Origin of the sequence: Streptococcus pluranimalium, from assembly GCF_002953735.1 — a bacterium.
GTDB classification, from domain to species: Bacteria; Bacillota; Bacilli; order Lactobacillales; family Streptococcaceae; genus Streptococcus; species Streptococcus pluranimalium.
In genome coordinates, this window is record NZ_CP025536.1 from 1854235 (window position 1) to 1880319 (window position 26085).

At 39.2% G+C, this 26085-nt stretch carries 26 protein-coding genes; all 26 read right to left on the reverse strand.

Annotated elements, in window-relative coordinates; genetic code table 11:
• Positions 1 to 61 precede the first annotated feature (61 nt).
• The 26 genes from C0J00_RS09420 to rpsO all read right to left on the reverse strand — a co-directional run bounded on the left by C0J00_RS09420 (position 62) and on the right by rpsO (position 26060).
• A complete protein-coding gene (locus tag C0J00_RS09420; RefSeq protein ID WP_104968609.1) occupies positions 62 to 694 on the reverse strand; it encodes a DJ-1/PfpI family protein in 633 nt (210 codons plus the stop codon).
• A gap of 136 nt (positions 695 to 830) precedes the next feature.
• Entirely contained in the window at positions 831 to 2654 is a 1824-nt protein-coding gene (gene dnaK, locus C0J00_RS09425; RefSeq protein WP_104968610.1) for a molecular chaperone DnaK, read from the reverse strand.
• A gap of 215 nt (positions 2655 to 2869) precedes the next feature.
• Entirely contained in the window at positions 2870 to 3415 is a 546-nt protein-coding gene (gene grpE, locus C0J00_RS09430; RefSeq protein WP_104968611.1) for a nucleotide exchange factor GrpE, read from the reverse strand.
• Between the two features lie 24 nt (positions 3416 to 3439).
• Positions 3440 to 4474: a heat-inducible transcriptional repressor HrcA gene (hrcA, locus tag C0J00_RS09435; protein WP_104968612.1), complete on the reverse strand. Its 1035-nt coding sequence runs from the start codon at positions 4472 to 4474 to the stop codon at positions 3440 to 3442.
• A 125-nt stretch (positions 4475 to 4599) separates the two neighbouring features.
• On the reverse strand, positions 4600 to 5196 hold the full coding sequence (locus tag C0J00_RS09440) for a glucosaminidase domain-containing protein (protein WP_104968613.1): 597 nt from the start codon (positions 5194 to 5196) through the stop codon (positions 4600 to 4602).
• The gene (locus C0J00_RS09445; protein WP_104968614.1) at positions 5193 to 5960 is read right to left on the reverse strand and encodes a M15 family metallopeptidase; all 768 of its coding nucleotides are present in this window, start codon (positions 5958 to 5960) and stop codon (positions 5193 to 5195) included. Before C0J00_RS09445 ends, C0J00_RS09440 begins: the two co-directional genes overlap by 4 nt.
• Positions 5950 to 6651 (reverse strand): histidine phosphatase family protein, encoded by a 702-nt coding sequence (locus tag C0J00_RS09450; RefSeq protein WP_104968615.1) that lies wholly within the window; start codon positions 6649 to 6651, stop codon positions 5950 to 5952. The genes C0J00_RS09445 and C0J00_RS09450 overlap by 11 nt, the downstream gene beginning before the upstream one ends.
• Before the next feature lie 530 nt (positions 6652 to 7181).
• Positions 7182 to 7925: a response regulator transcription factor gene (locus tag C0J00_RS09455; RefSeq protein WP_104968616.1), complete on the reverse strand. Its 744-nt coding sequence runs from the start codon at positions 7923 to 7925 to the stop codon at positions 7182 to 7184.
• Entirely contained in the window at positions 7922 to 9286 is a 1365-nt protein-coding gene (locus C0J00_RS09460; protein WP_104968617.1) for a GHKL domain-containing protein, read from the reverse strand. Before C0J00_RS09460 ends, C0J00_RS09455 begins: the two co-directional genes overlap by 4 nt.
• On the reverse strand, positions 9283 to 10599 hold the full coding sequence (locus tag C0J00_RS09465; RefSeq protein ID WP_104968618.1) for a hypothetical protein: 1317 nt from the start codon (positions 10597 to 10599) through the stop codon (positions 9283 to 9285). The genes C0J00_RS09460 and C0J00_RS09465 overlap by 4 nt, the downstream gene beginning before the upstream one ends.
• Positions 10600 to 10699: 100 nt before the next feature.
• Positions 10700 to 12154 (reverse strand): glutamate--tRNA ligase, encoded by a 1455-nt coding sequence (gene gltX, locus C0J00_RS09470; protein WP_104968619.1) that lies wholly within the window; start codon positions 12152 to 12154, stop codon positions 10700 to 10702.
• Between the two features lie 220 nt (positions 12155 to 12374).
• A complete protein-coding gene (locus C0J00_RS09475; RefSeq protein ID WP_104968878.1) occupies positions 12375 to 13127 on the reverse strand; it encodes a TIGR00266 family protein in 753 nt (250 codons plus the stop codon).
• Positions 13128 to 13301: 174 nt separating this feature from the next.
• Entirely contained in the window at positions 13302 to 13796 is a 495-nt protein-coding gene (locus C0J00_RS09480; protein WP_104968620.1) for a beta-class carbonic anhydrase, read from the reverse strand.
• A gap of 120 nt (positions 13797 to 13916) precedes the next feature.
• Positions 13917 to 14327 carry a Mini-ribonuclease 3 gene (locus tag C0J00_RS09485; protein WP_104968621.1) on the reverse strand — a complete coding sequence of 137 codons (411 nt, stop codon included), beginning with the start codon at positions 14325 to 14327 and terminating at the stop codon, positions 13917 to 13919.
• Entirely contained in the window at positions 14320 to 15669 is a 1350-nt protein-coding gene (gene cysS, locus C0J00_RS09490; RefSeq protein WP_104968622.1) for a cysteine--tRNA ligase, read from the reverse strand. Before cysS ends, C0J00_RS09485 begins: the two co-directional genes overlap by 8 nt.
• A 2-nt stretch (positions 15670 to 15671) precedes the next feature.
• Positions 15672 to 15911 (reverse strand): hypothetical protein, encoded by a 240-nt coding sequence (locus tag C0J00_RS09495; protein ID WP_104968623.1) that lies wholly within the window; start codon positions 15909 to 15911, stop codon positions 15672 to 15674.
• 186 nt (positions 15912 to 16097) lie between these two features.
• Complete coding sequence (locus tag C0J00_RS09500; RefSeq protein ID WP_104968624.1) at positions 16098 to 16874, reverse strand: nucleoside phosphorylase; 777 nt, start codon at positions 16872 to 16874, stop codon at positions 16098 to 16100.
• Between the two features lie 467 nt (positions 16875 to 17341).
• Positions 17342 to 17965, reverse strand: coding sequence for a serine O-acetyltransferase (gene cysE, locus C0J00_RS09505; protein ID WP_104968625.1), 624 nt, complete (start codon positions 17963 to 17965; stop codon positions 17342 to 17344).
• Positions 17966 to 18034: 69 nt separating this feature from the next.
• Entirely contained in the window at positions 18035 to 18781 is a 747-nt protein-coding gene (locus C0J00_RS09510; protein WP_104968626.1) for an SseB family protein, read from the reverse strand.
• 2 nt (positions 18782 to 18783) lie between these two features.
• Entirely contained in the window at positions 18784 to 20931 is a 2148-nt protein-coding gene (pnp, locus tag C0J00_RS09515; RefSeq protein ID WP_104968627.1) for a polyribonucleotide nucleotidyltransferase, read from the reverse strand.
• A gap of 182 nt (positions 20932 to 21113) precedes the next feature.
• Positions 21114 to 21875, reverse strand: a complete 762-nt coding sequence (locus tag C0J00_RS09520) for an ABC transporter permease (protein ID WP_104968628.1) — start codon at positions 21873 to 21875, stop codon at positions 21114 to 21116.
• Positions 21856 to 22509 (reverse strand): ABC transporter ATP-binding protein, encoded by a 654-nt coding sequence (locus C0J00_RS09525; RefSeq protein WP_104968629.1) that lies wholly within the window; start codon positions 22507 to 22509, stop codon positions 21856 to 21858. The genes C0J00_RS09520 and C0J00_RS09525 overlap by 20 nt, the downstream gene beginning before the upstream one ends.
• 196 nt (positions 22510 to 22705) lie before the next feature.
• Positions 22706 to 23596 carry a helix-turn-helix domain-containing protein gene (locus tag C0J00_RS09530; RefSeq protein ID WP_158667331.1) on the reverse strand — a complete coding sequence of 297 codons (891 nt, stop codon included), beginning with the start codon at positions 23594 to 23596 and terminating at the stop codon, positions 22706 to 22708.
• 67 nt (positions 23597 to 23663) lie between these two features.
• Positions 23664 to 24359 (reverse strand): ABC-2 transporter permease, encoded by a 696-nt coding sequence (locus C0J00_RS09535; RefSeq protein WP_104968631.1) that lies wholly within the window; start codon positions 24357 to 24359, stop codon positions 23664 to 23666.
• Entirely contained in the window at positions 24352 to 25182 is an 831-nt protein-coding gene (locus C0J00_RS09540) for an ABC transporter ATP-binding protein (protein WP_104968632.1), read from the reverse strand. The genes C0J00_RS09535 and C0J00_RS09540 overlap by 8 nt, the downstream gene beginning before the upstream one ends.
• 608 nt (positions 25183 to 25790) lie before the next feature.
• The gene (gene rpsO / locus C0J00_RS09545) at positions 25791 to 26060 is read right to left on the reverse strand and encodes a 30S ribosomal protein S15 (protein ID WP_017770609.1); all 270 of its coding nucleotides are present in this window, start codon (positions 26058 to 26060) and stop codon (positions 25791 to 25793) included.
• Positions 26061 to 26085: the final 25 nt, after the last annotated feature.

A 26085-nucleotide genomic window follows, 5' to 3' on the forward strand; every position in this document is an offset into this window, starting at 1 on the left:
TGAATAAAATACTTCTAAAAGTCATATTCAATCAAGAACACTTACATTCCCTTCTGTGACATTAAACATTTTTTTCAAAGTCTTCCTTAAATTCAGCGAATTCAATTTCTGATAATGTAAATATGATGTCTGATTTTTGATAGGAGTCTTTTTCCCTAAAAAATCCAGAAGCATCACTAACTAGATGTAATTCCTCTAAAACAACCCTTGCAAACTCTTGGTGGGCGAAACCAATGGCAGTGACAATATTCTTATCCTTTGTCACCGGATGAGCTTTAAAATTATCTATTTTTAGAAAATCAAAATAATTGAAAAAGTTTTGCCAAATACCACCAGTGTAACAAACGTCTTCTAACAACCCTGCTTTTGCTAATAGCAGCGGCGCCGAGGAAATAGCTGCTATCAATAGGGAGCTATTTTTTAAAGTCTTTAAAAAAGTAATCAGTCTATCATCATAAAGTGCTTCTTTAAAATCAATCATTCCTGGTAAAATGATACAAGAATAATCATCTAAATTAACATCATCTATCAATTTTGTAGGAAGTGTGTCCAGACCGTCCTCTGAAACAACAACTTGATTTTTCGAAGCGATATAATCTATTTTTACTCCATAGTGTAAAACTAAAGTGCTAGTCAAAGTAGTTATTTCATAGAGGGAATAATTCGGGTATAACAAGCAAGCAACCTTCTTCATAACGACCTCCTTAGCCAAAAACAGAGGCTGGGTTGCAACCTCTGAGTTTGTACTTTATTGTCAACATCATTTACGACGTGAGATTTTCAAAGCGATATTTTTCAGCTCGTGGGCTAAAAACGTTCACTGAACGTTTTTACTTCTCCGTAAACTCTCCGTCTACGACGTCATCGCCTGTATTTCCTGCTGCTTCTGCACCTTCTGCGCCTCCAGCTGCTTGTTGTGCTGCGGCTGCTTGTTCATACATTTTAACTGCAAGAGCTTGTGCTTTTTCGTTGAGAGCTTCAAGTTTTGCTTTCATGTCCTCAAGGTTACCTGATTCTTGCGCAGCTTTCAATTCATCAAGGGCTGATTGTGCTTGATCACGTTCAGCGTCAAAGCCTTTACCTTCAGTTTCTTTGATTGTTTTTTCAGTTGCAAAGATAGCTTGGTCAACTTCGTTTTTAAGGTCAACTTCTTCTTTACGTTTGGCATCAGCTTCAGCGTTTGCTTCAGCATCTTTCATCATGCGATCAATTTCTTCTTCAGAAAGTCCGTCGTTTGATTTGATAACGATGTGTTGCTCTTTTTGAGTACCAAGGTCTTTAGCTTTAACAGATACGATACCATTTTTATCAATATCAAAGGTTACTTCGATTTGAGGGATTCCACGAGGAGCTGCAGGGATATCAGTCAATTGGAAACGTCCAAGTGTTTTGTTATCTGCTGCCATTGGGCGTTCACCTTGAAGAACGTGGATATCAACGGCTGGTTGGTTATCTGCTGCTGTTGAGAAGACTTGTGATTTAGATGTTGGAATTGTTGTGTTACGGTCAATCAATTTTGTAAAGACGGCACCCATTGTTTCAATACCAAGTGACAATGGTGTAACGTCAAGAAGGACAACGTCTTTAACATCACCAGTAATCACACCACCTTGGATGGCAGCACCCATAGCAACTACTTCATCAGGGTTAACTGATTTGTTTGGTTCTTTACCAGTTTCAGCTTTAACAGCTTCAACAACTGCTGGGATACGCGTTGAACCACCAACAAGGATAACTTCGTCGATTTCTGAAAGAGATAATCCAGCATCTGAAAGAGCTTGGCGAACTGGTGTTTTAGTACGTTCTACAAGGTCGCGAGTGAGGTCATCGAATTTAGCACGTGACAATGATACTTCTAAGTGAAGAGGTCCTGCTTCACCAGCTGTGATAAATGGCAAGCTGATTTGAGTTTGTGTCACACCTGAAAGGTCTTTTTTAGCTTTTTCAGCTGCATCTTTCAAACGTTGAAGTGCCATTTTGTCTGATGAAAGGTCAATACCATTTTCTTTTTTGAATTCTTCAACCAAGAAGTCGATGATTTTTTGGTCAAAGTCATCACCACCAAGTTTGTTATCACCAGCAGTTGCAAGAACGTCAAAGACACCATCACCGAGTTCAAGGATTGATACGTCAAAAGTACCACCACCAAGGTCAAATACCAAGATTTTTTCGTCTTTGTCTTGTTTATCAAGACCGTAAGCAAGAGCAGCTGCTGTTGGTTCGTTGACAATACGTTCTACTTCAAGACCAGCAATTTTACCAGCGTCTTTTGTAGCTTGACGTTGCGCATCGTTGAAGTAAGCTGGAACAGTGATAACTGCTTTTTCAACTTTTTCACCAAGGTAATCTTCAGCGTAACCTTTAAGGTATTGAAGAATCATTGCTGAGATTTCTTGTGGTGTGTATTCTTTACCGTTGGCAGCAACTTTTTCAGAAGTTCCCATTTTTGATTTGATAGAAATGATTGTTTCTGGGTTTGTTACTGCTTGGCGTTTAGCTGCATCACCAACAATGATTTCACCGTTTTTGAATGACACTACTGATGGTGTTGTACGGTTACCTTCTGGGTTAGCAATAATTTTACTTTCTGTTCCTTCAAGAACTGCAACAGCTGAGTTAGTTGTACCTAAGTCAATACCGATAATTTTAGACATATGTTTTTTCCTCTTTTTTTATTTGCTTTTCTTTGTGATACTCTTCTTAAGTAGTGCGGATGCTAGTAACCGCCTACGGCGTTTCATAGTTACTACGGCGAAGAGTATCGGTAAGGCTCACTTCGTTCGCTTCATTGCTGACGCTATAAAGGAGATTTTTTTATCAATTTTCATAGTTTATTGTCATTTCGGACAATTTACGAACTGTTATTTAGTTAGTTGTAAACTACCACCATTGCTGGTCTCAAGAGACGGTCATGCAATGTGTAGCCTTTTTGGAAGACTTCTGCAATCGTATCTGCTGGGTGGTCGTCATCTGCTGGAAGGGTTTGAACTGCCATGTGAAGGTTGTGGTCGAAGCTTTCAACGTCAACTTCTTCAACACCTTCTTCTTTAAGGGCTTGGATGAGGCTATCACGCGTCATTTCAAGTCCTTTTTTAACATCTTCTGTCAACCCTTCAACAGCAAGGGCACGTTCCAAGTTATCTAAACTTGGCAAGATTTTTTTAGCCAAGTCTTGTGAACGGTAACGTTGCAAACTTTGACGTTCTTCGTTGGCGCGGCGTTGGATGTTTTGCATCTCTGCGTGAGCACGAAGGTATTTGTTTTCAAACTCGTCAGCACGTTCATTGGCTAAGTCTAATTCTGATTTTTCAGGAGCCTCTTCTGACTCAACGGTTTCGTCAACAATTTCTTCAGTGACTGTTTCATTATCAATCGTTTCATCAACGACTTCTTCATTTTTAATATCTTCTGACACTTTGTCACCTCTTCTATTTATACTTTAATTCACTTCGTAGTGATTACCACTTAAATAACGATAGTAGTCAGCTAACTTCAAGGCTAGAACTCGGCTGACTACATTAATCAGACTAATCATCCGTCGGTAATCCATTTCAACAGGTCCAATCACACTCAAGAGTGCGAAGCCTCGATAAGGAATCAAGAACTGATGTCTAATGACGGTTAGATTAGCAAGAGCGGGTTCCCTACTATCTGCCACTTGGATAGTGGTCGGCTCTTTCTCAGATAAACTGCTACGCATTTCCATAGCAACCTTGGCCTCATTATCCAGAAACTGATACGTCGGCAGATCTGCATAAGTTAGAGCATTGACCTTACCTGAAATCAGGATAGTTTCACGGAACAGCCCTTGGAAAATATAATCAAACAGATCCAAAATGTTATCCGTAATCGTAAAATACTTGTGAATAACCTGAGGCACTTCTGTCAATAATTTATAGTGAATATCCAAGACTGCTTTACCAAGGAAACGTTCGTTAACCAGGTTTTTCAAGGTTTCCAAATCCTTGGACAAGAAATTCTTGGGAATAGCGAACTGAACTGTCACTGGCTTAGAATCATCTAGCATCATGACAGCTAAGGCGTCATGATTGGACAGCTGCACTAACTCAAAATTGGTCAAGCGTTGATGCTTCGGCTCAACATCCAAGATGACAGATGTGTAACCTGTCAAATCTGCTAACAGTTGACTGGCCGTTGCAAAGATATCCTCAAGACGAAAAGCTTCATAATCAAAAGCCTTAATGACCTGATAAACATCTTGCTCATCAATACTATCTAATGCCAATGAGTTTTGAACAAAATACTGGAAACCAGCTTTACTCGGTAAACGACCACTTGAAGTGTGAGCCTTTTCCAAAAATCCAAGTTTTTCCAGTTTAGCCATTTCATTACGAATGGTTGCTGAACTAGAATCTATAGCAGTTTGCAAAGCTTTGGAGCCAATAGGCTCATGCGTTTGGGTAAACATATCAATGATTAAATTTAAGATATCGTTTTGTCTAGGTGTAATCATAGAACCTCCCTCCACGCCTTAGCACTCTTTATCCATGAATGCTAATTTATGTTTCTAATTATACACCTCTCCTAGCGTAAGTCAAGCGAAAAACTCAAAAAATTAGCACTCTTTATCCATGAGTGCTAATCAATCTGTTTATCATATTTTTCTAAATCATATTCTTTAATGATACGTTCAAGTTGATTGGCATAATCATCATCTTGAGTGTAATCGTAGCGGTAAAAAGCTTGGGCTGCAACACTAATGCTAGAAGCGGTTGCTAGGATCTTATATAAATTTTTATTGGCTAGACTACCATCTTTTAAGCCTGCTAAATAAATCTCCAAAGCATGATTCCAAGATGGGTAAATAGCATAGTCTCTTTCGACCTCGCTAATATTACCCTCGTTACGTTCCATGTTACTTAAACGGATACTATCCTCGCCTGGTTTGGCAGGGATAGCAAATAAATTATTATACTTGGCAGCTAGTAAATTCTGACCAAAATTAGAGTCATAAGCTGCTTGGGCAATCAAAACTGACGGTCTAATCCCATAATAAGTTGATAACTCTTGCACATCAGGAGCAATTTTTTCAATAAAGCGATCATTATCCAAGCCTGTAGCCACTTTTTTCTCAGCTGATAAACTTCCGTAGTTCAAAGCTAATGGTAAGATACCAATCAATATAAAAGCAATTGCAAGACCAATAAAAAATGAAAATTTAAACCGTCGTCTCACTCTCTCTCCTCCAACTGCTCAGTATATTCTTCTAAAGTTAAACCATGATCGGTCATATAACGCGCTGACGCTTTACCAACATATCTAAAATGCCAATCTTCATAACCTACTCCTGTGAAATCCGTCTTTCCATCAGGAAAGCGAAGTACAAAACCATAGTCAGGTGCCATTTGATGAATTTCTGACATAGTAGATTTATCTGCCTGATTTAAAGCATCCACAGTACTTAGATCAATAGCCAATCCAGTTTGATGTTCACTGGCTCCACCCGGTTGAGAGTAGGTTTTGACTAATTTCTCAGCTTCTTCTTCACTCAAACTAGGATTAGCAGCCTTTTCTTGGTCTATGTAGGATTGGAATAATTCTTTCTGATAGGCTACACTTCGGTAACCAGAAATCAAATGGAAAGCCGGGTCAACTTCTTGAGCAGCCTTTAGAAAATCCCTAACATTTTCAGCAATCCGTTTATCCACTGTGATATTATCGACTGCCTCCAACTCGGGGTTTAGCTCTGGCGTCAGGTGTTCACGGTTAACCAAGATTAAACCCCAATCATTCGGTGATACCTTGGGTAAATCAGATGATTGTGATCTTTCCTTTGAAGTATGATTTTTTTCAGAAACTTGCTTAGTAGGTTTGATGACTGTTTTTCCAGCTGATCGATGGGATACCCCTTGACTTCTGTACCAAAATAAGACTCCTACCAAGACCAAAAAAGCAAATCCCAAAATGACCAGGGACTGTTTTCCTAACTTACTTCTCATTCGCGTCGATAATCTCTCTTCCCTTTTCACGGTAAGATAAATCCGCTACTGTTTCAATCTTAAATTTGCCATCTTTATAAGTCACGACTGAAATACTGCCATTTTCAATACGTTGTTTTTCTTGATTGTTGTCAATCAACCACATGAAAGTACCAATTGTCATACCGTGACTAACAACAATAGCATTACCGCCACCTTGGGCTTCGATTTCTTGTGCCATCGCTTCAAAGCCATCATAAATACGTTTACTTAAAACTTCCCATGGCTCTGCCCAGTTAGCAGTATCAACTTCTACAATACTTTGAGCAATATCTGGGTAAGGCATTTCGTCTAGGGAACGGCCATCCGCAAAAGCAACCGTTCTTGGAAGAACTCCCTGGAAAAGATCGCCGTCATATCCACCATCTAGACTACCAAAACACCATTCACGAATGCGTTTGTCCCGTTTATAAGGAAGGCTTTCATTTTCAGTTTCACGAAGGATAATTTCCATGGTCTGCATCGTACGACCAGAATCACTTGAAAAAGCTGCTTTGAAAGGAATACCAGCTTCTTTCAAACCAATACCGAGTTCTCTGATGCCTTCTTCACCAAAAGCAGTCAAAGGAGTATCCGACCACCCTTGAGCGCGACCAATTGTATTAAACATAGTCTTTCCGTGTCTAGCAATATACAATTTCGTTTCTGTCATGATAACCTCCATTCTAATCTATATTATATCATAAGATTAGTATAAAATGGGAGAGGTACTCCTAGATTTAGCGATCCAGATAGCATGTCAATGCCCATAAAAACTCTCTATCAGTAGCTAGCTTCCAAAAATCCCTGAATGATGATACACTCTATCGTTGGTCTCCTATTGGGGTCAGGCTATAAAACAACACCATTCTAAAGCCTAGTCTTCTACAATATCTCTTGCCATCAAAACAATGGTTTACTCTCTCCTCTGACATCAGTCATTCATATTTCAGTGGGGTTGGTGACTTCAAAACTACTTTACATGTCAAAAAAACCTACCAAGAATGGTAGGTTTTCAATTTCTAGCTTACTAATAGGAGATTTGAAACTAGAAAGGAGATTAAATTAGGAAGGCGAGGGTGGAGATTATTGAGATGTATCGAACAGTCAATATGTTTAAGAGAGTTCCTCGCCTTTACACTTATTAGTCTACCATAATCAGTTTAGTTAACCAGTCATAAGTCGTGAAATGTCGTTTTTTACTCACGAAATGTTATTTTCCCATTTTGTGAGTAAAGTTTTCATTTTCAATCGAGAGACTAAGCAGGTTTCTCCATTATCAAAATAAACCAGTTGAGAGGATTTATCAACACGACTGATATTATCTAGATTAATCAAAAATGAACGGTGACACTGGTAAAACTTGTCGCTCATTTGTTCAACATCGGAGATCTTAGCATAAAATTCTAGACGCTCTGTCTTAGTTCTCAAGATAAGTTTATGGGCTGTTTGAGAGGTTTCAAAATAAAGAATATCATGTAAAGGAACCTTAATTTGAGCTTTAGAGGATTTATAATCAAAGTAAGATACTTCACTTTGAATGCCTCCTGAAAGACTTGATGTATAAAGAATACAATCACGCACCTGCTCTTTAAAATCTTCAGGATCCAGCGCCTTATCAATAAAGTCATAGGCAGCTACTTTATATTTAAAACTGATTGGCGCAAATTCTGAATGCGTTGTGACAAACACAATAACAGCATTAGGATCTACTTGCCTCAATTCAGAAGCTACTTCCAGCCCTTTTCTTGCTTCATCCTTAATTTCAATATCAAAGAAAAATAACTGGTGACTCCCTCTTTCTTTAATATTGTCAAGTAAATTTGAAGCCTTGCTATAGGCTTCTAAATGGCGACAGGCAAGATTTTCTTCTTTTAAGATATCTTTGATCGTTGCTAACAAACGCTCTTTTTGGTAAAGGTTATCTTCTAAAATAAAGATGTTCATGATTCTTGTCTCATTTCTAGGATTTGAGTAAAACTATGCTGTCCTGTTTTTGTTGATAGCATGGTTTGCGGATAATTTTCTAAAATACGTTGAACATTTGATAAACCAATCCCTCTATTTGGTCCTTTTGTTGAATATCCGGCATGAAATATTTTTGAGATATCAACACTATTTTTGGTAACGCTATTTTCTACAATCAATAACTGACTGTCTTCTCTCTCAAAAAAAGCAACACTAACATGAGGTCTCTTCGCTTCTCTTGCAGCTTCAATGGCATTGTCTAAAAAGACAGATAAAATAATAACCAGATCAAGAGCCCCCATATAAATGTCCGTTATCACATCAGGAATTTCTAAAAAAGCTTCTATATTTTGACTTTGCGCCTCAATCATCTTAGCAGATAGTATGCTCTTTATCGGGGATACTTTAAGATTGACCAGTCGCCCCAACTCATACTGCGATTGATCAATAGCGACTTGCCTTCCAGCAATCATCCTACCATAAGCATCGCTAATAGCCTTTACATCTCCCTGATCAATCAAGACACGGAGTTCTTCAAAGGTTCTATCAAACTCATCTTTAAATTGTTGAATATCATTATATAACCATTCGATTTGTTGATTATAATCTTCTAAAGCCTTAATTTTATCAGCTTGTGCTTTCTTTAGTTTTCGATCCATCTCTATTTTTGTTTCATGATTAATCTCAGATAGCAACCAAAAATAAAACACAACAAATACAAACACCAATTGTTGACGATACAGCCAAATACCATCCGCCATCGTCAATAGAGGTTCAAAAAATGAACCATCCAATTTAGGTGATATGATTCTGATGATTGTAGTGCTCGCTAACATAATGTGATAAGTCACTAAAAGAAGGTTAAAAATCCTAGCCAAGAATCGTTTACGAGCCGTCTTTCCATTTTGAATTCTCTGGAAATCCAAATCTAAAATTTTATTCAAAAAATAATAAATAGGAAAAACCGCTCCATAACTAATAGATAAAAGCATGGTATTGTTGTTTAAAGCCTCTGGCGTCAGATCTAATAACGGAGAGATGACATATAAAGCCATCATTCTCGAAAAGATATCAACTGTCACAACTGGGAAGAAACTATAAAAAAGATACTTGGAAAGATGCTCTCTAGGATAGTAAAAATAATAGATGCCACAGAAAAGGAGAACACTTAACGAATACCCCAGAAGCTGATAATGATAAACAACGCCTAATAATAAGATTGACAAAGGGACAAATAGTCTTTTAGAAATCGTAATGCCGCTAGTATGTGAGAAAATCAACCAGTACATATACCAAATAATCACATAAACTAGTAAATCTTTAAATGCTACAATACTCATACGACTTCCTCCCTTACTTTTTCAATAATAAGGGTCTCTTTAGATTTGTAAAATCCACTTTCAAAAAGCAGCTGACAATGTGGATGCGCTTGGAAAATAGCTTGAAGCGTCTGCATCTCTTTGACATCAAGAGCATCATTCAATGTTTGAGTCGCAAAGCAAAGACAGCTTGTTTCTAGACGTTCCATTGACGTCGCATAAGAAACACTCACTTCAAAACTACTTTCATTCTGAGTGATTCTTAACTTTAACCAAGGCTTAGGACTAGCTTTCGTTAGTTTACTAGCCAATCCTAGTAAGAGATGAATCACAAGCACAAAATCTTTTTGCAAGTTTAAAGAATGTGCTGTTATCTCACAAATAGAGGCTGACACATGGATCCCTTGGTTCTTGATATCTAACAAATCACGAATTAACATCATTTTAAGGTTATTATCCTTCAAGGGGATTAATTGATAAAGTAAATAATCATCATGTTCCATGTTATCACGAGACTTTTTTAAAACGTCTTCATATACCGTTTTGATATCTCCTAGGTTTCCATTATACATACAATCTTTCAAGCTAATCAAGATATTGTCATAGTCATGCTTAAAAGCTCGAATATTTTCATAAATAGCTTCAAGATGCTGACTATAATGTTCCAAATTTTCCAGATATTGACTTTGCTCTTTTTCCACTTCTAATTGATAACTTAGTTGAGCTTGTCGATTAAGTAAAGTCAACATATAAATTAAAAGCATAATGAAAGCCAACAGGGTTAGCTGGTGATAGTTAGCGACACTCGATTTTACGTTAAAGAAGATGCCATAATAAACAAGATAATACAGAATAAAGAAGCCATTCATGCTATAAATATAGCTCTGAATACGTTTGTCTGGCATTTGCAAAATAGCTGGGTAATCAATCCTAAATAGCCTCTTTAAAACCCTATTAGTCGGTAAGACTAGTAGTAGAGCAAACACTATCTCCCAGGCAGAAAACGGCTTTTGAACGATATCATATTGAAACAATTTTGGGTAAATGAAAAAGGTAACCGTTCTGACAAAAAGATCAACAAAGATAACAGGGAAAGCACTGTAAAAAAAGTGTCTACAAAGTGTCTTTGCGGAATTCGCCAGTAGAGATAAGCTGAAAAAGGCTAGAAAAAGTGGTAAAAAAGGATTCAAAGGAAATAAGAGGGCAAAAACGATAGATAATAAAAGAGTAACGAGAAAATAAACACCTTTCAATTTTTTCTGCGTGATATCTTGATATATCAACCAGATTACAGAAAAAGCAAAGCAGTAAATGTATAACCCAACGCTTTCCATCCATCCTCCTTCTAAATATTCTATTCTTTATGATGGTTTTTTGTCATACACAAGAAACATAGAAAAGAAGAGTCAGGTAAGTCCCGCTCTTCTTCTGCTATTAAAGACTTTGTAACATATTATTAAGATGTTCAATTGATTTTTCACGTCCCAGTAGGAAAATGGTGTTTGGCAATTCTGGACCATGCATTTCACCGGAAACGGCGATACGAATCGGCATAAAGAGATTTTTCCCTTTAATGCCCGTTTCTTTTTGAACAGCCTTAATCTGCGGGAATATATTTTCTGGTTGGAAATCGTCGTCTGACATAGCTTCTAATTTCGCTTTGAAGGCTTCAAGGACTGTCGGAACTGTCTCACCAGCCATGACTTCTTTCTCAGCATCCGTTAATTCTGGGAAGTCTGAGAAGAATAAGTCTGTCAATGGGACAATCTCATCAGCAGCTGTCATTTGTGGTTTATAGAGTTCCACCAATTTTTCAGCCTTATCAGTCAAACGACCAGCTTCTTCAAGGAATGGTTTGCAAAGTTCAAAGACCTTGTCAAAATCTGCATTCTTGATGTAGTCGTTGCTCATCCAATCCAATTTCTTCTGATCGAAGGCAGCTGGAGACTTGCTGAGACGATTTTCATCAAAGAGCTTGATCAACTCATCACGTGAGAAGATTTCATCTTCTCCACCAGGGTTCCAACCAAGGAGAGCGATAAAGTTAAAAACAGCTTCTGGTAAGTAACCTTTACGACGGTAATCTTCGATAAATTGAAGGGTATTGGTATCACGTTTTGAGAGTTTTTTACCCGTTTCAGAATTGATGATAAGGGTCATATGACCAAATTCTGGCGCTTCCCAACCAAGGGCTTCATAAACCATGAGTTGTTTAGGGGTATTAGCGATGTGGTCATCTCCACGAATGACATGAGAAATCTGCATGTCATGGTCATCCACAACGACAGCAAAATTGTAAGTTGGGAAGCCATCTTTTTTCTGGATAACCCAGTCACCACCGATGTTGCCACCTTCAAACTCGATATCACCTTTGACCATATCTGTCCATTTGTAGATAGCTGTCTCATTGACTGCCAAGCGCACCGTTGGAATGATACCTGCTGCTTCGCGTTCTGCGATATAAGCCACTTTTTCATCTTCAGACATGCCCAAGAATTCGTTGATGTAACGAGGTGTTTCACCAGCTGCTTCTTGACGTTCACGTTCCGCAGCTAATTCTTCTTCTGTCACGTATGATTTATAGGCTTTGCCTTCATCAAGTAATTGTTGAATATACTTTTGGTAAAGCTCTAAGCGTTCAGACTGACGGTAGTTGTCATGTGTTTCAGGACTTTCATCCCAATCCATCCCTAACCAACGTAAGTTTTCAAGCTGACTGCGTTCACCATCTTCAACGTGACGTTTACGGTCAGTGTCTTCAATACGGATAATGAAAGTTCCTCCATGGTGACGAGCGTAGAGGTAGTTGAATAGTGCGGTACGGGCATTACCGATATGTAAAAGACCCGTTGGACTTGGTGCGTAACGCACACGAATATCGTTTGACATGTCTGTCTCCTGTATTATTGTAATCAATAGCTTTGGGCAAATACTCTTCCTTGCCAATCTATACTATTATAGCATAAGTCGGCTTTGTCAGCTAAAGAAATGGCGAGGAGTTTTGTAACAAATTGATATTATACAAGACCCTCTTAATTAGCAAGCTGTTCAGATACTTATCGACAGAACAAAAAGGGTCGAAAGACTTCTCTCAACCCATCATTTCTGATTAAAACAAATCCAAAACACTATCTATTTTGCCACCATTTCCCTTGCCACCAGTAATGAGATGCCCTCCAATAACTTTGGAGAAGGTTTCAATATTCAGACTTTGGACGTAAATCTCCCCATAGCCTCTGAAAGTATTAACGACACCCTCACCCGTACCAATCGATTGTAAAAAGCCATTTTCCAAATGAATATCATAATCCAGACTATCACTCCAGGCAACAACATGAGCATTGTCAATAGTAATGCTATCACCATGAAGCTCCAACTTTTTAACGGAACCAAAAGTATTTGCTAGGAGTGTTCCCTGACCTTCTGTCGTCATGACAAAAAGACCACCTTGTCCACCAAAGAAGGCACGACCGACTGATTGTCGCTCCATACGGTATTGTGCGGAGCCATCCAAAGCCAAAAAAGCACCATCATTAAGGCGATATTGCTTTTGACCTAAATCCAAAGCAATCACTTGTCCAGGCATGGAAGGAGCCAAGGCCAACCTACCATCATTTTCTGTCGAAATGGCTTGGGTAATGAAAAAAGATTCGCCAGAAGTCATGGATCGACCAAGAGCTCCCAACATTCTTCCAAGGCCTTCTCCCCGTCCATTCAGACGAGTATTTAACTGAACACCCGGTGTATGGTAAACCATACTACCCTGTTGCAAATAGACTGATTCGCCAGCCTCTAGAGCAATTTCCACCAGAGGAAACTGCATGTTACTATCAATATGATAAGCCATTCGTTGATCTGTCATTTTTTCATCCTCCATTATCCTTATTATGACAGGATATGAAATCGATAACATCAGTCTTGAGAATGATTTCCAACATGGTAAAACAAGTCTCCAGCAGTTTGAACCCAAACCATCATTACAGTATTGGTAAGCACAGAAAAAACTAGGTCTCTCAACCTAGCTTCAATAACTCTCTCATTTTACCTCTGTCATTCGACCAGTATCCACATCATAGACAGCACCGTTGATAATAACGTCTTCTGGGATTAGAGGAGAATCTTTTAACAGTTGCATATCCTCACGGACACTTTCTTCAATATCTGCAAAGGGCAAAAAATCTTTATCTGATACATCAACCCCCAAATCGTGCTGCAACTGCTCATGAAATTCTGGATTGGTAAAAGTCTGCGCACCACAATCAGTATGGTGGAGCACTACGATTTCTCTTGTTCCAAGCTGCTGCTGAGAAATAACAAGAGAGCGAATCATATCATCCGTCACACGTCCACCTGCATTACGGAGAATATGTGCATCTCCAAGTGCCAAACCTAAAGCTTGCGCGACATGAAGGCGAGAATCCATACAAGTAACAATAGCAACCTTCGTCTTAGGCCTAATCGGTAGGTGCTCTTCCCCGTGTAAGGCAACATAGGCTTGATTAGCTAGCATAAAATTATTGAAATAAGACATGATTACCCTCTCTAAATAATTTGATAATCAAATCATATCATTTTTTAGAGCAGCTGTCAGACCAAACAACTCACCCTAGATTGAACATACGAAAAAAAGCCAGGAAACCTGACTTTACATTTATTTAGCTTCTTGTTCTACCCAATCAATACACCAGGCGACTAGCTTTTCTAGGCGCTCCGTTTGACCAGTCATATCCAAATACCCCATAACAGCCTCAAAACCAGTCGACATGCGATAAGTCACAACATCCGCATTTTTTGCCTTGGTGTGACTGTTGGTGTTGCGCCCCCGACGATAAATATCTTCCTCTTTTTCGGTCAAAAGCTGCGCTTCTAACATAGCTGTGATAAGGCTTGCCTGTGCCCTAGCTGACACATATTTAGTAGCTAAGCGGTGCAGCTGATTAGGCTTAGTCTGACCTGTAAAAATCAGATGGCGACGAATATAATAGGAGTAAACCGCATCCCCTTCAAAAGCAAGAGCAATACCATTGATGAGATTCACATCTACTTGACTCTTATCAGTCACGTGTCCACCTCACTCCATCTTTGGTATCGAGCAGTTTGATACCTTGCTCAGCCAACTGATCACGAATAGCATCTGCTCGTGCAAAGTCTTTATTAGCACGCGCTTCCTGGCGTTCTTCGATCAAAGCTTCGATAGCCGTATCAAGTACCTCTTCTTGATCTTGAAAAACAATCCCAAAGACTGCCAACATAGCTGCAAATTCTTCCTTGATGATAGCAGTATAATGACCAGAATTAATCCATTTTGCTAAATCAAAAAGAACTGTAATCCCATTAGCCGTGTTGAAATCATCATCCATAGCCGCTACAAACTGTGATTTGAAACTATCAAAGTCATCACTATCCACAGTTTCTTGAACGGGTTGTTGATAAGCATTTTTCAAATACTTGAGATTGATTTCAGCATCATGAATGGCCTTTTCAGTGAAGTTGACAGGCTTACGATACTGCTGAGTTGCCAAGAAGAAACGGAGAACTTGACCATCAACTGTTTCTAACATATCATGGACCGTCACAAAATTACCTAGTGACTTGGACATTTTTTCGTTATCCACATTGACAAAACCATTGTGCATCCAGTAGTTGGCAAAAGTACGACCTGTTTTAGCTTCAGACTGGGCAATCTCATTGGTATGGTGGGGGAATTCTAAGTCAGCACCACCACCGTGGATATCAATGGTATCACCGAGGATTTCCGTCGCCATCACCGAGCACTCGATATGCCAACCTGGACGGCCATAACCCCAAGGACTATCCCACGAAACCTCTCCATCTTTGGCAGATTTCCAGAGAGCAAAGTCGACAGGATTTTCCTTACGAGCTGTTTCCTCATCCGTACGACCTGAAGCTCCAATTTCCAAATCAGCGAGGGTTTTATTGGCTAATTTGGCATAGTTCTCCGATTTTTCCACACGGAAGTAGACATCCCCTTGTGACTCGTAGGCAAATCCTTTTTCCACAAGTGTTTCCACAAAGGCAATAATCTGATCCATATAGTTAATGACACGAGGGTTTTTAGTGGCTGGTTTGACGCCCAACTTAGCTGTATCTTCCATGAAAGCAGCGATAAACTTGTCTGAAAGCTCTTTGGTTGAAATCCCCGCTTCGTTAGCAGCCTTGATGATTTTATCATCCACATCCGTAAAGTTCGAGATATAGTTAACCTCATAACCACGGTATTCAAAATAACGACGAATGGTATCAAAAGCCACCGTTGAACGGGCATTTCCGATATGGATATAGTTATAAACCGTTGGACCACAGACATACATCTTGACCTTACCTTCTTGCAAAGGTACAAAGTCACGAAGACTGCGAGTCATCGTATCATAAATTTTAATCATAGTTATTCTCTTTCATCATCGTTTCTAAGCGTTGCCTGTTTAGTCATCTGATATTTCAGTTCTTTCAAGGACTGTTGGTTGATGATATAGACAACAATCATTATCGCTACCGCTATCAGCCCCAGAATAGCTGACCACCAATTCTGTTTAACAAGAGCAACTACAACAGCAATACTAACAAGGCCTAAACAAAGAATTGAAATCACTTGTAGCATTTGTAGACGCATAAGAATTTTTTCCATCATTTTCAACCTTTATAATCTATCATCTCAGAAAGTCATTATCTCAGCCCTAATTTTTACTCACTCATCGTTAGGTCTAAAATCAGAACTCATTCTCTTTTTGTCAACAAATATAGGATAAAGCAGGCTACTAGACCGTTTTATTATACCACAAAACTAGACTCAAACAGAAAGACTAGTTCTCCTTTACAATTCTCTAGCAATCGTCATAGCGATATCGAAAAATACCATAACATCTGTGATTCTTTCCGCATGACGCTGGTCCCACTCATCATTAAGATGGTCGACATAGTCAGCTGTATAGAAAAACTGATAAACATCAGCCTTACGATATTGAGCCCAAGCCATGATTGAGGCAGCTTCCATATCAACAACTTTAGCACCCGCAAGCATACGACGTTTGACCTTATCAGCTGTTTCACGAAAAAAAGCATCCGTAGTCCAGGCTTTAGTTCTCAAACAATCAATACCTGCTTGTCGCAAAGAAGTTTCCATTTTAACCAAGCACCTCTCATCATAAGAAATCTCATCACTAGCTGGAGCATAATGATAGCTAGTCCCTTCATCACGAAGTGCTGTCTGAGGCAGGATAATCTTATCTGTTGCCATGTTTTTATCCAGTACGCCACAGGAGCCTAAAACGATAAACTGCCGAAAACCGACAACCTTTAATTCTTCCAGATTCCCTACTGCCATGGGGGCTCCAATGCAAGCCAACATAACAGCTACTTTGAAACCATCCTCTTCATAGATATACCAGGGGTGTTTGCCATTCAAGCTCTTAATAAAGCCACCTTCATATACATCTGGATGTTGACGGATAATATCAACAATTTCTCCATTAAAGGAATAAATCAATATATCACAGACTTCACGAACCATGAAATCTGCTTTCCCTGATTCCAGAGACAGATTCTCAGGCTCAATGACAGCACGTCCAGGCTCAAATTCTTCAAGAAGCATAAGCAAACACCTAGGGTGAAAGTTCATCATTGGAAAAACAATAGCCCGAAGAAGACTCTGACACCCTATCCTTTCACATTTGTTATAGTATATCAAAATCCCTGAAACCAACCAAACGATTTCAGGGATTTTTCTATTAATAAGACGATTGGTGACTTCTATCCTTTGTTTCTTTCAGACAAAGCAAATCTCGTAACCTGCGGATTATGGTACCGCCAATTTCAATCACTTATTTCTTTTTGTCTAAGAAGCATCTACGGTAGATTAACACTATACTAGATAAAATGCCTAGTATAGATATCGTGATGAGATACTAATCCCCCTTCTCAGGTGTTTCCCTCATCAATACTTGTACTAATAGAACTATCAGAATGATAGCACATAGCAAAAATAAGCCATTTCCTTTCAAAAATGTTTTCATCAACCCTCCCAATAATCTACTATTAGTTTGACATTATTTTTTTCACTTAGAGATGTGACGATTGGTGACTCCTATCTTTTGCCTCTTCCAATTTAGAAGCATAGTAATGACTCCTTCGGTCTTCTTCAACCGCATGATTGACCAGTTCATCCTTCTTACCATGAACCCGGACAACCTTGGCAGGAACACCTACAACGGTAACATCTGGTGGGACATCTGAGACGACAACCGCTCCAGCACCAACCTTGGCGTTTACACCTATTTCAACAGGGCCAATAACCTGAGAATGAGCAGATACCAAGGCACCTCGACGTACCGTTGGGTGACGCTTACCAGTATCCTTACCAGTACCACCCAAGGTCACCCCATGATAGAGCATGACTCCTTCTTCGACAATGGCCGTTTCTCCAATAACCAAGCCCGCACCGTGGTCGATGAAGACACCCGCTGCAATTTCTGCTCCCGGATGAATTTCAATATTGGTCCAAAAACGCCAAAACTGACTATGCATCCGCGCGATTAATTTAAAACCACGTTGCCATAAATAATGAGAAATACGGTGCGCAGCCAGCGCCTTAATCCCTGGATAAGTAAGGACAACTTCCAAAGACGTACGAGCCGCCGGGTCTAATTCTTTTACAATATCAATCGATTTTCGCCACCAGCCCATATGCATCCTCCTTTTCTTTGTCTACTTATCCTAACACTCTAATAGGTGTCACCTGTTTCTATCTCATTCTTATTGATTGATTCCTGCCCACTCAACAATGGCCTGTTGTTCTGCCAAAGGATTGACCACAACACCTAAAGTATCGCCAGCTTCTTGACGATCTTTCTGAAGAATCTCTTCTAGTTTCCAAACGAAAACTGACCCTCCCATTTCTCTAAAAGGCAAGCCAAACTCCTCGTTGTTATACCAGTCTGCAAAATGTGGCAAACTTGAAAAGACAGGAACAAAGCTCTGCTCCAACTCGTTTGCTAGGGTTGGGAAACGACGCTCATGGCTGCCATCCTCTTTTGGATAGATAAAAACTGGCACCAAATAAACTTTCTCTAACAAGTCAGCGGCTTGATTTTCATCACTCATGATGTCATTGATTAGTTGTGTAAAGGTATTAACAAACTGAATCATTTCACTCGATTGAAAAATGGTTGAATTACTGAAATCTCCTGAACGTTTGACATTAAAAATCAAACCTGTCAACTGATGCAAAATAGCTTCTTCAAGCACATCTAGGGCAGAGCGTTCAATCCAGTCTTGCCCTGATGCTGATGGATGCTCATGACAGAAGACTTCAAGATCTTCTGTACTAGTAAATACTGGTGTTAATTTTTGCCCATCAATGGCAATCGCATAGGGTTCTGAACTGGCAAGGACAGGATACATATGCATACTATTGACCAGAGCAATGCTTCGCAGAAAATTATCCGGTTCTGCGATGAATTGACGAAGGGCTAGACCCAACTCAATGTTAAATCTTTCCATGCTTAATTTTCCTTTTTATCCGAAAGCTTTTCTTCAGGCTTTTCAACAGGTTTGGGACGTGGTACTAAAGCTTTCATAGAGGCATCAACGCGACCTTTTTCATCAACTTTAATGATTTTGACATCGACTTCTTCACCAACTTCAAGCACATCTTCAACACGATTTGTACGTGTCCAAGCAATTTCTGAAATGTGAACAAGGGCATCTGTCTTATCAAAGAGATTAACAAAGGCACCGAATTTTTCGATACGAACAACTTTAGCATGGTAAATTTCACCAACCTTAGCTTCACGCACTAAACCAGCAATGATGTCCTTAGCTTTATCAATAGCATCTTGGTCTGAAGAGTAGATAGACACATTGCCCTCTTCATCGATATCAATCTTAACACCTGTCTCAGCGATAATCTTATCAATGGTTTCGCCACCTTTACCGATGACAATTTTGATTTTATCCACATCGATTTTGATGGTGTCAATCTTAGGTGCTGTTGGCGCCAAGTATGGACGCGGTGCAGCAATAGCCTCTTCGATAACATCAAGGATTTCAAATCGAGCTTTTTTAGCTTGCGCCAAAGCTTCTTCAAGGATTTGTGGAGTAATCCCTTCAATCTTGATATCCATCTGAAGAGCTGTAATACCATCACGCGTACCAGCAACCTTAAAGTCCATGTCACCAAAGTGGTCTTCCAAACCTTGGATATCTGTGAGAACAGTATAGTTTGTCCCATCTGAGATAAGTCCCATTGCAATCCCTGCAACAGGTGCTTTAATTGGGACACCACCAGCCATAAGGGCAAGCGTACCAGCCGTGATTGAGGCTTGAGAAGACGAACCGTTTGATTCTAAAACTTCTGCTACCAAACGGATGGCATATGGGAATTCTTCTAAGCTTGGAAGAACTTGTTCCAAAGCACGCTCACCGAGGGCACCGTGACCAATTTCACGACGGCCCGCAGCTCCATAACGACCAGTTTCCCCAACAGAGTATTGTGGGAAATTATAGTGGTGTAGGAAACGTTTTTTGTACTCTGGATCCAAACCATCAACAATTTGGGTTTCCCCCATTGGTGCAAGCGTTAAGACTGAGAGGGCTTGTGTCTGACCACGTGTAAAGAGACCTGAACCGTGAACTTTTGGTAAGAAGTCAATTTCTGCATCTAAAGGACGAATCTCATCAACACGGCGGCCGTCAGGACGAACCTTGTCTTCTGTAATGAGACGGCGAACTTCAGCGTGCTCCATTTGCTCCAAGATTTCAGTCACATCACGATAGATACGTTCGAAATCTGGATCTTCCGCATAACGAGCCGTGTATTCACCAAAGACTTGTTCACGGACTTCATGTGTTGCATCTTGACGAGCTAATTTTTCTTCGACTTGAACCGCACGCGCCAAATCATCGTAGTACTTGTCATTGATTTCTTTGAAGAGCTCTGGATCAACTTGTAGTAGTTCCACATCTGCTTTTTCTTTACCAACAGCAGCGACAATTTCTTCTTGGAAAGCGATCAATTCTTGGATAGCCTCATGACCTTTCAAGAGAGCTTCCAACATAATATCTTCTGATAATTCTTTGGCACCAGACTCAACCATGTTGATTGCTTCTTTGGTACCAGCAACAGTCAACTCAAGGGCAGAAGCTTCTTTTTGCGCCTTATCAGGGTTGATGATGAATTCGCCATCGACATAAGCCACTTGAACCCCTGCAATAGGGCGTTTGAATGGAATATCCGAAATAGCAAGAGCGAGTGATGAACCAAACATAGCAGCCATTGGAGCACTAGCATTTTCATCATAAGAAAGAACGGTGTTAATCACTTGAACTTCGTTACGGAAGCCTTCTGCAAACATCGGACGAATAGGGCGGTCAATGAGACGTGCTGTTAGGGTTGCATCCGTTGATGGACGACCTTCACGCTTATTGAATCCGCCTGGAAATTTGCCCGCAGCATACATCTTTTCTTCGTAGTTAACTTGAAGCGGGAAAAAGTCACCAGAAGCCATTTTCTTAGACATAACAGCAGCTGTCAAGACCGTTGAATCACCATAACGGACAACTGTAGCACCGTTGGCTTGTTTGGCAACTTGACCAATTTCAACCACCAAAGGTTTTCCAGCAAATGTTGTTTCAAAAACCTGTTTACTCATGTATTTACCTCTTTTAATAGAACGTTAGATACCTTGTTTTTTACAAAGCTCAACCTAACTGAAAATCCGTCAAACTCAGCTTTGCAACAAACCATGGTATCTGTATTATTCTACCATAAAATCATCAAAAAAACACGGCTATTCACCATGTCTTCTTGGTCTTTGTAAAGTCAAATAATCGCTTAGAAGTCCAACTGCATCTGCTCGTTAAAGTAGGTTTTGTAAGCAAAATAGGAAGCAATCACAGAACCCAAGCTTGTAGCCGCTAAAAGCATAAACATGACCATAATTTGATATTTAATAGCGTAAACCGGGTCTACTCCTGCAAAAATCAAGCCAGACATCATCCCTGGTAGGCTAACCAAACCAACTGTTCTCGCAGAGTCAATGGTTGGCTGAACACCTGTTTTAATCGCTTGACGCAAAATAGATAGCGAAGCCATCTTAACTGGCGATCCAAGGGCTAACTTTTCCAAGACTTGCTGGCGCTGATCCGTGAACAAACTGTGCATGGCACGATAACTGAGTCCGATGGCAACCATAGAGTTGCTGGCAATCATCCCTGAAATAGGAACAATCTGAGAAGGAACAGCTTTGATGGCACCCGAAGCAATCAGAATACCCAAAGTGATAATCGTTGATAGCAACAGCGCCACCCAAGACTGCCATAGATATTTGGTCTTATTAGGATTGCGCGAATGGGCTTGTCGACTGGCATTAAAGATAATCACCATAACCATAGCAAAGGTCAAAAAGATATTATTGACTTGGAAAATATATTTCAATACAAAACCAACAAGTACCAACTGTACAACCGTTCGTACCACGGCGATAGCCACATCTTTCCCTAAGCCTAATTTTTCTTTAGCACTGATGCCCATGGCTAAGAGCACTAAGCCGAAAGCCAAAGCCAAAGATAAGTTACTAACTGATACGTTTGTCACCGACTAATACTCCTTTCTCGATAGTCACCAGACGACTAGCTGCTTGAATTTCCTCACTGTCATGAGTCACTTCGATAATGGTGTGACCGGCCGTATGGTAGTCTGCAATAACACCGTTAACCAAGCGCTTAGTAACACCATCTAAACCAGCAGTCACCTCATCCAGTAACAAAACCCTAGGTTCAAAAAGCAAATTGCGCACAAGAGCCACACGCTGCTTCTCACCACCAGATAGGTCCTTGACCTCTTGGTCAAGATAAGCTCTAGATAAATCAAAACGTTCCAATTGCCCCACTACCTTAGCCTCATTGAAAGGAAGTTGACGAATCTCAAAAGGAAACTGCATATTATCTCTGACAGTCTTACCAAACAAGACAGGCTGTTGAAAACAATATGACACCTGACGACGATAGCTTACAGGATCTAGATCTGCCAAAGACTTGCCATCAAAGATAATATCTCCAGAAACTGGGGAAATCAGGCTTGATAAAAGCTTCAATAGACTACTCTTACCACTTCCAGATGGACCTGATAAGGTCACTCGCTCTCCATCTTCCACCGATAAAGAGATATCAGATAAAATTGCCTTATCCGCTACTTGATAAGACACATGATTAAGATTAAAAATAGACATGACGTTATTATATCACTCTCTCAGTAAAATAATAAGAAAACAGTTTCAATCTCAACAATATACTTATAAACAAAAAAAGATATTCCACTAGGAATATCAAATAAAAAACCATAAAATCGAACCAAAATTCATGATATAGCTACTTTCTTGGAAAATATATCACAATGATAAACTCTAAAAACAGGACAATAATGTCCTAGACTAACCTTTTGTCTTTGTCGTATTCCATTTTTAAACGATTAAGCAATATCGGTTCGTCTAAAGACTCGGCGATTAGAAAAGCTGTTTGATAGCTACTTTCCATCTGCTCGATATCCCCTTGAAATAAAGCCAATTTAGCTTTAAACATCTCTAAAATCGGCTTGTTTTGATAATGCTTAGTGACTTTAATCACACGATCTAAAGTATCAATACAGTCTGGATAGTAGGCAACATTTTCTTGTGCTAAAACTGCCAAAACAACTTCTTCCATTTGATAAGCAATATCTGGATCAGATAAGTCTCCTTTTGAAAAAATAGACGGAATAAAGTAATCAAAATAACGACTATCTTCAATACCTACTGCACATAAAAAGAGGTATAGAGAAATAAGAAGATAGTCATTCCAATTGTAAGCCTTTTTCAGTAAAACTTGTTCAAAATATTCTTCAATCAGTTGCTCTGCAAAAGCTGTTTTATGGGTAACAAAAACATCCAAATCAGCTTGTAACACCTCAATAGCCATCTGTTCTTCTTCAGGGACTGAATCATAATAGGTTTGCAGTTCATCCATCAACCCATCCAAATAGTTTAGTCTTTCAGGATCTTCGTAACTTTTGAATTGGACAATACGACGTTTAAGAGACACATATGATTGAGGAAGCGCCATTTTATCAGGTTCAATAAACTCCTGAATGGAAACGCCTAGTCTTGACGCAATAAAAAGGCCTTTATCTATTGACAGCAAACTCTTCCCTGTTTCAATCCGAGTTAATTGTCGGACGCTCAAATGTGATTCATCATCGCAGAGAGCTTCCTTTGTATACCCCTTACGCTTTCTTGCAGCCCTAACCCGCTGTCCTATCTCAGCTTTCAATTCCTCAGACATCATTATTCTCCATGCATAATAATGATATTATTATAACAAAAAATACAGAAATATTAATATTTCTGTATTATTGACGCATTTTTAAATTCCTCTTGTAAGAGTAAATGAGAGCAACAGCAAGTAAAATTGCCCATACCAATAGGGCACAAAACTGCTGAGAAAATAACTCAAATGTTTTCCCTTGGGTCAAAAAGGCCTGACTTAAACCGATAAAGGAATAATTCAAAACTGTATTAAAACCTTTAAGTTCAGCTGATAAAATTGGGAGAAAAGTTACAAAAAAGAAAATCATTAAACTGTATGCACTGGCTTGCAATTGCGTTTTAGATAATAAGGCAATCGTACTATTTAATGCAATAAAAACCATTGTTGTCATTAAAATAACGAAAACATATGTCCCCCAAGAAACAATCTCAACACCACCTATCATTGGGATAACAAGCGCAGAAATGGTAGAAAAAACGATAGGAAAGGCAAATATCGAAAGCAGATACTCTGCCTCACCAACTCCAGACAGCAATAAGGTCTTCAAATTTCTTTTTTCTTTCTCCTCGCTAATAATCATCGATGAAAAAATACCTGCTGTTAGCGCATAAATCATATTAATTGACATCGATAGCAAAGAAACACTTCCTCTCATATCAGGAATAATATTCAAAAGATAGGCATCTACTATTGGCATAAGACCACAGATGATTAGAATGACTTTATTACTTAATAGGTAGCGCCATCTCAACCACAACAAAGATGAAAAATTAGCCATGATTTTCCTCCGTCAATTTGATAAATATAGTTTCTAAGCTTGTTTCATAGGTATGCATACTAACAATATCATGATCCAAATAATCTTTGACGTTCGATTTAGCTACAATGATTTTTTTGCCACTAGCATATGTTAATTCAATAGCATCTTGTTTACTATGTCGAGTAATGATATCAGATGGACTTCCATTTTCGACAATTTGTCCTTTATGTAAAATAGTAATATAATCACAAACTTTGCTAGCTTCTGACATATTATGCGTAGTTAGGAAGATGGTTGTACCCCTAGATTTCAAATCAAACAAGAGATGATGTACTTTTTCTGCTAGACTGGGATCCATTCCAGAAGTAGGCTCATCCAAGAAAACTACTTCCGGATTGTGCAAAATCGCTCGAATGAGGAGCAGACGCTGTTTCATACCAACAGATAAACTTTCCGCTTTTTTATGACGACTATCATATAAATCTAGCTTCTTTAAGTAATCATAGACCGTCTCTTTCGAGACTTTATGAAACTTTGCAAAGAATAATAGATTATCCTCAACGGTCATCTTTTCATAAAAACCAACAACATCACTCATGATACCTATCCTTTTGAAGTCATGCTTGGTTAATGATGACACATCTTTTCCGAAGATAATTGCTCCTCCACTATCCGCACGAAGCTGACCAGTTAAAATGTTAATTGTTGTTGTCTTACCAGCTCCCGAAGGACCTAAGAATCCAAATATTTGACCTTTATCAAGGCTAAAAGAAATATTATTCAGCGCAGATGAACCTTTAAATGACTTTGATAACTGTTTGACTTCAATTTGTTTAGACATCTTTTTCTCCTTTGTGCATGTCTTACCATTATAAAATAATATCTCCTAGAAAACAGGACATATTTGACCTATTACAAAATTCATTTCTAAACGATATTATTCTTACACTTTCATTAAAACTGCAGTTTAGAATTGAGTAAAAAATGGAGGTAAAACGATGCTAACTGGTGTACTCATCTATACAGGTGTTAAAGTAGGACTAGCAGCTGCTGCAGCCTACTACTATACACATCGATAAAGTAGAAAAGAGAATTCCTTATAAGGATTCTCTTTTTTTCATGTTTGCTTAAAGCTCTCCCAAATGGAAGAGTTGCATTGAACTCGCCTACGAGACTTGACGAAAAGAGAAAGTTCTCTAGACGGCTCCTGAAATGTATTTAAAACAAAAGAAAAATACCCGTAGATTAGATGCTTAACTGAACTCAGGCTAAAATCCTAGTGTACAAACATACAGCATCATTTTTCTATCTTTATACGAATGGTTAAACGCCCTGACAGATTCGTTGAACACAGCCTAAAAGATCGGAAAAAAGACAAACTGCCTCGAAATAAACATTTCGGGCAGTTTTCTATTTTTCAGTCGCTTTTTGACGGCTTTTGTATCCGAATTAACGACGAAGTCCAAGAGATTGGATAAGCTCACGGTAACGGTTTACGTCTGTGCGGCGTAGGTATGCCAACAAGTTACGGCGGTGACCGATCTTCTTCATCAAACCACGGTATGTCGCGTGGTCTTTTTTGTGCTCTTTGATATGGTTGTTAAGGTGGTTGATTTCCCAAGTAAGTACTGCTACTTGAACTTCAACTGAACCTGTGTCGCCTTCATGACGAGCATATTGTGAAATGATTTCATTTTTTTTCTCTTTTGAGATTGCCATAGTATATTCTCCTTTTTTTGCTTGA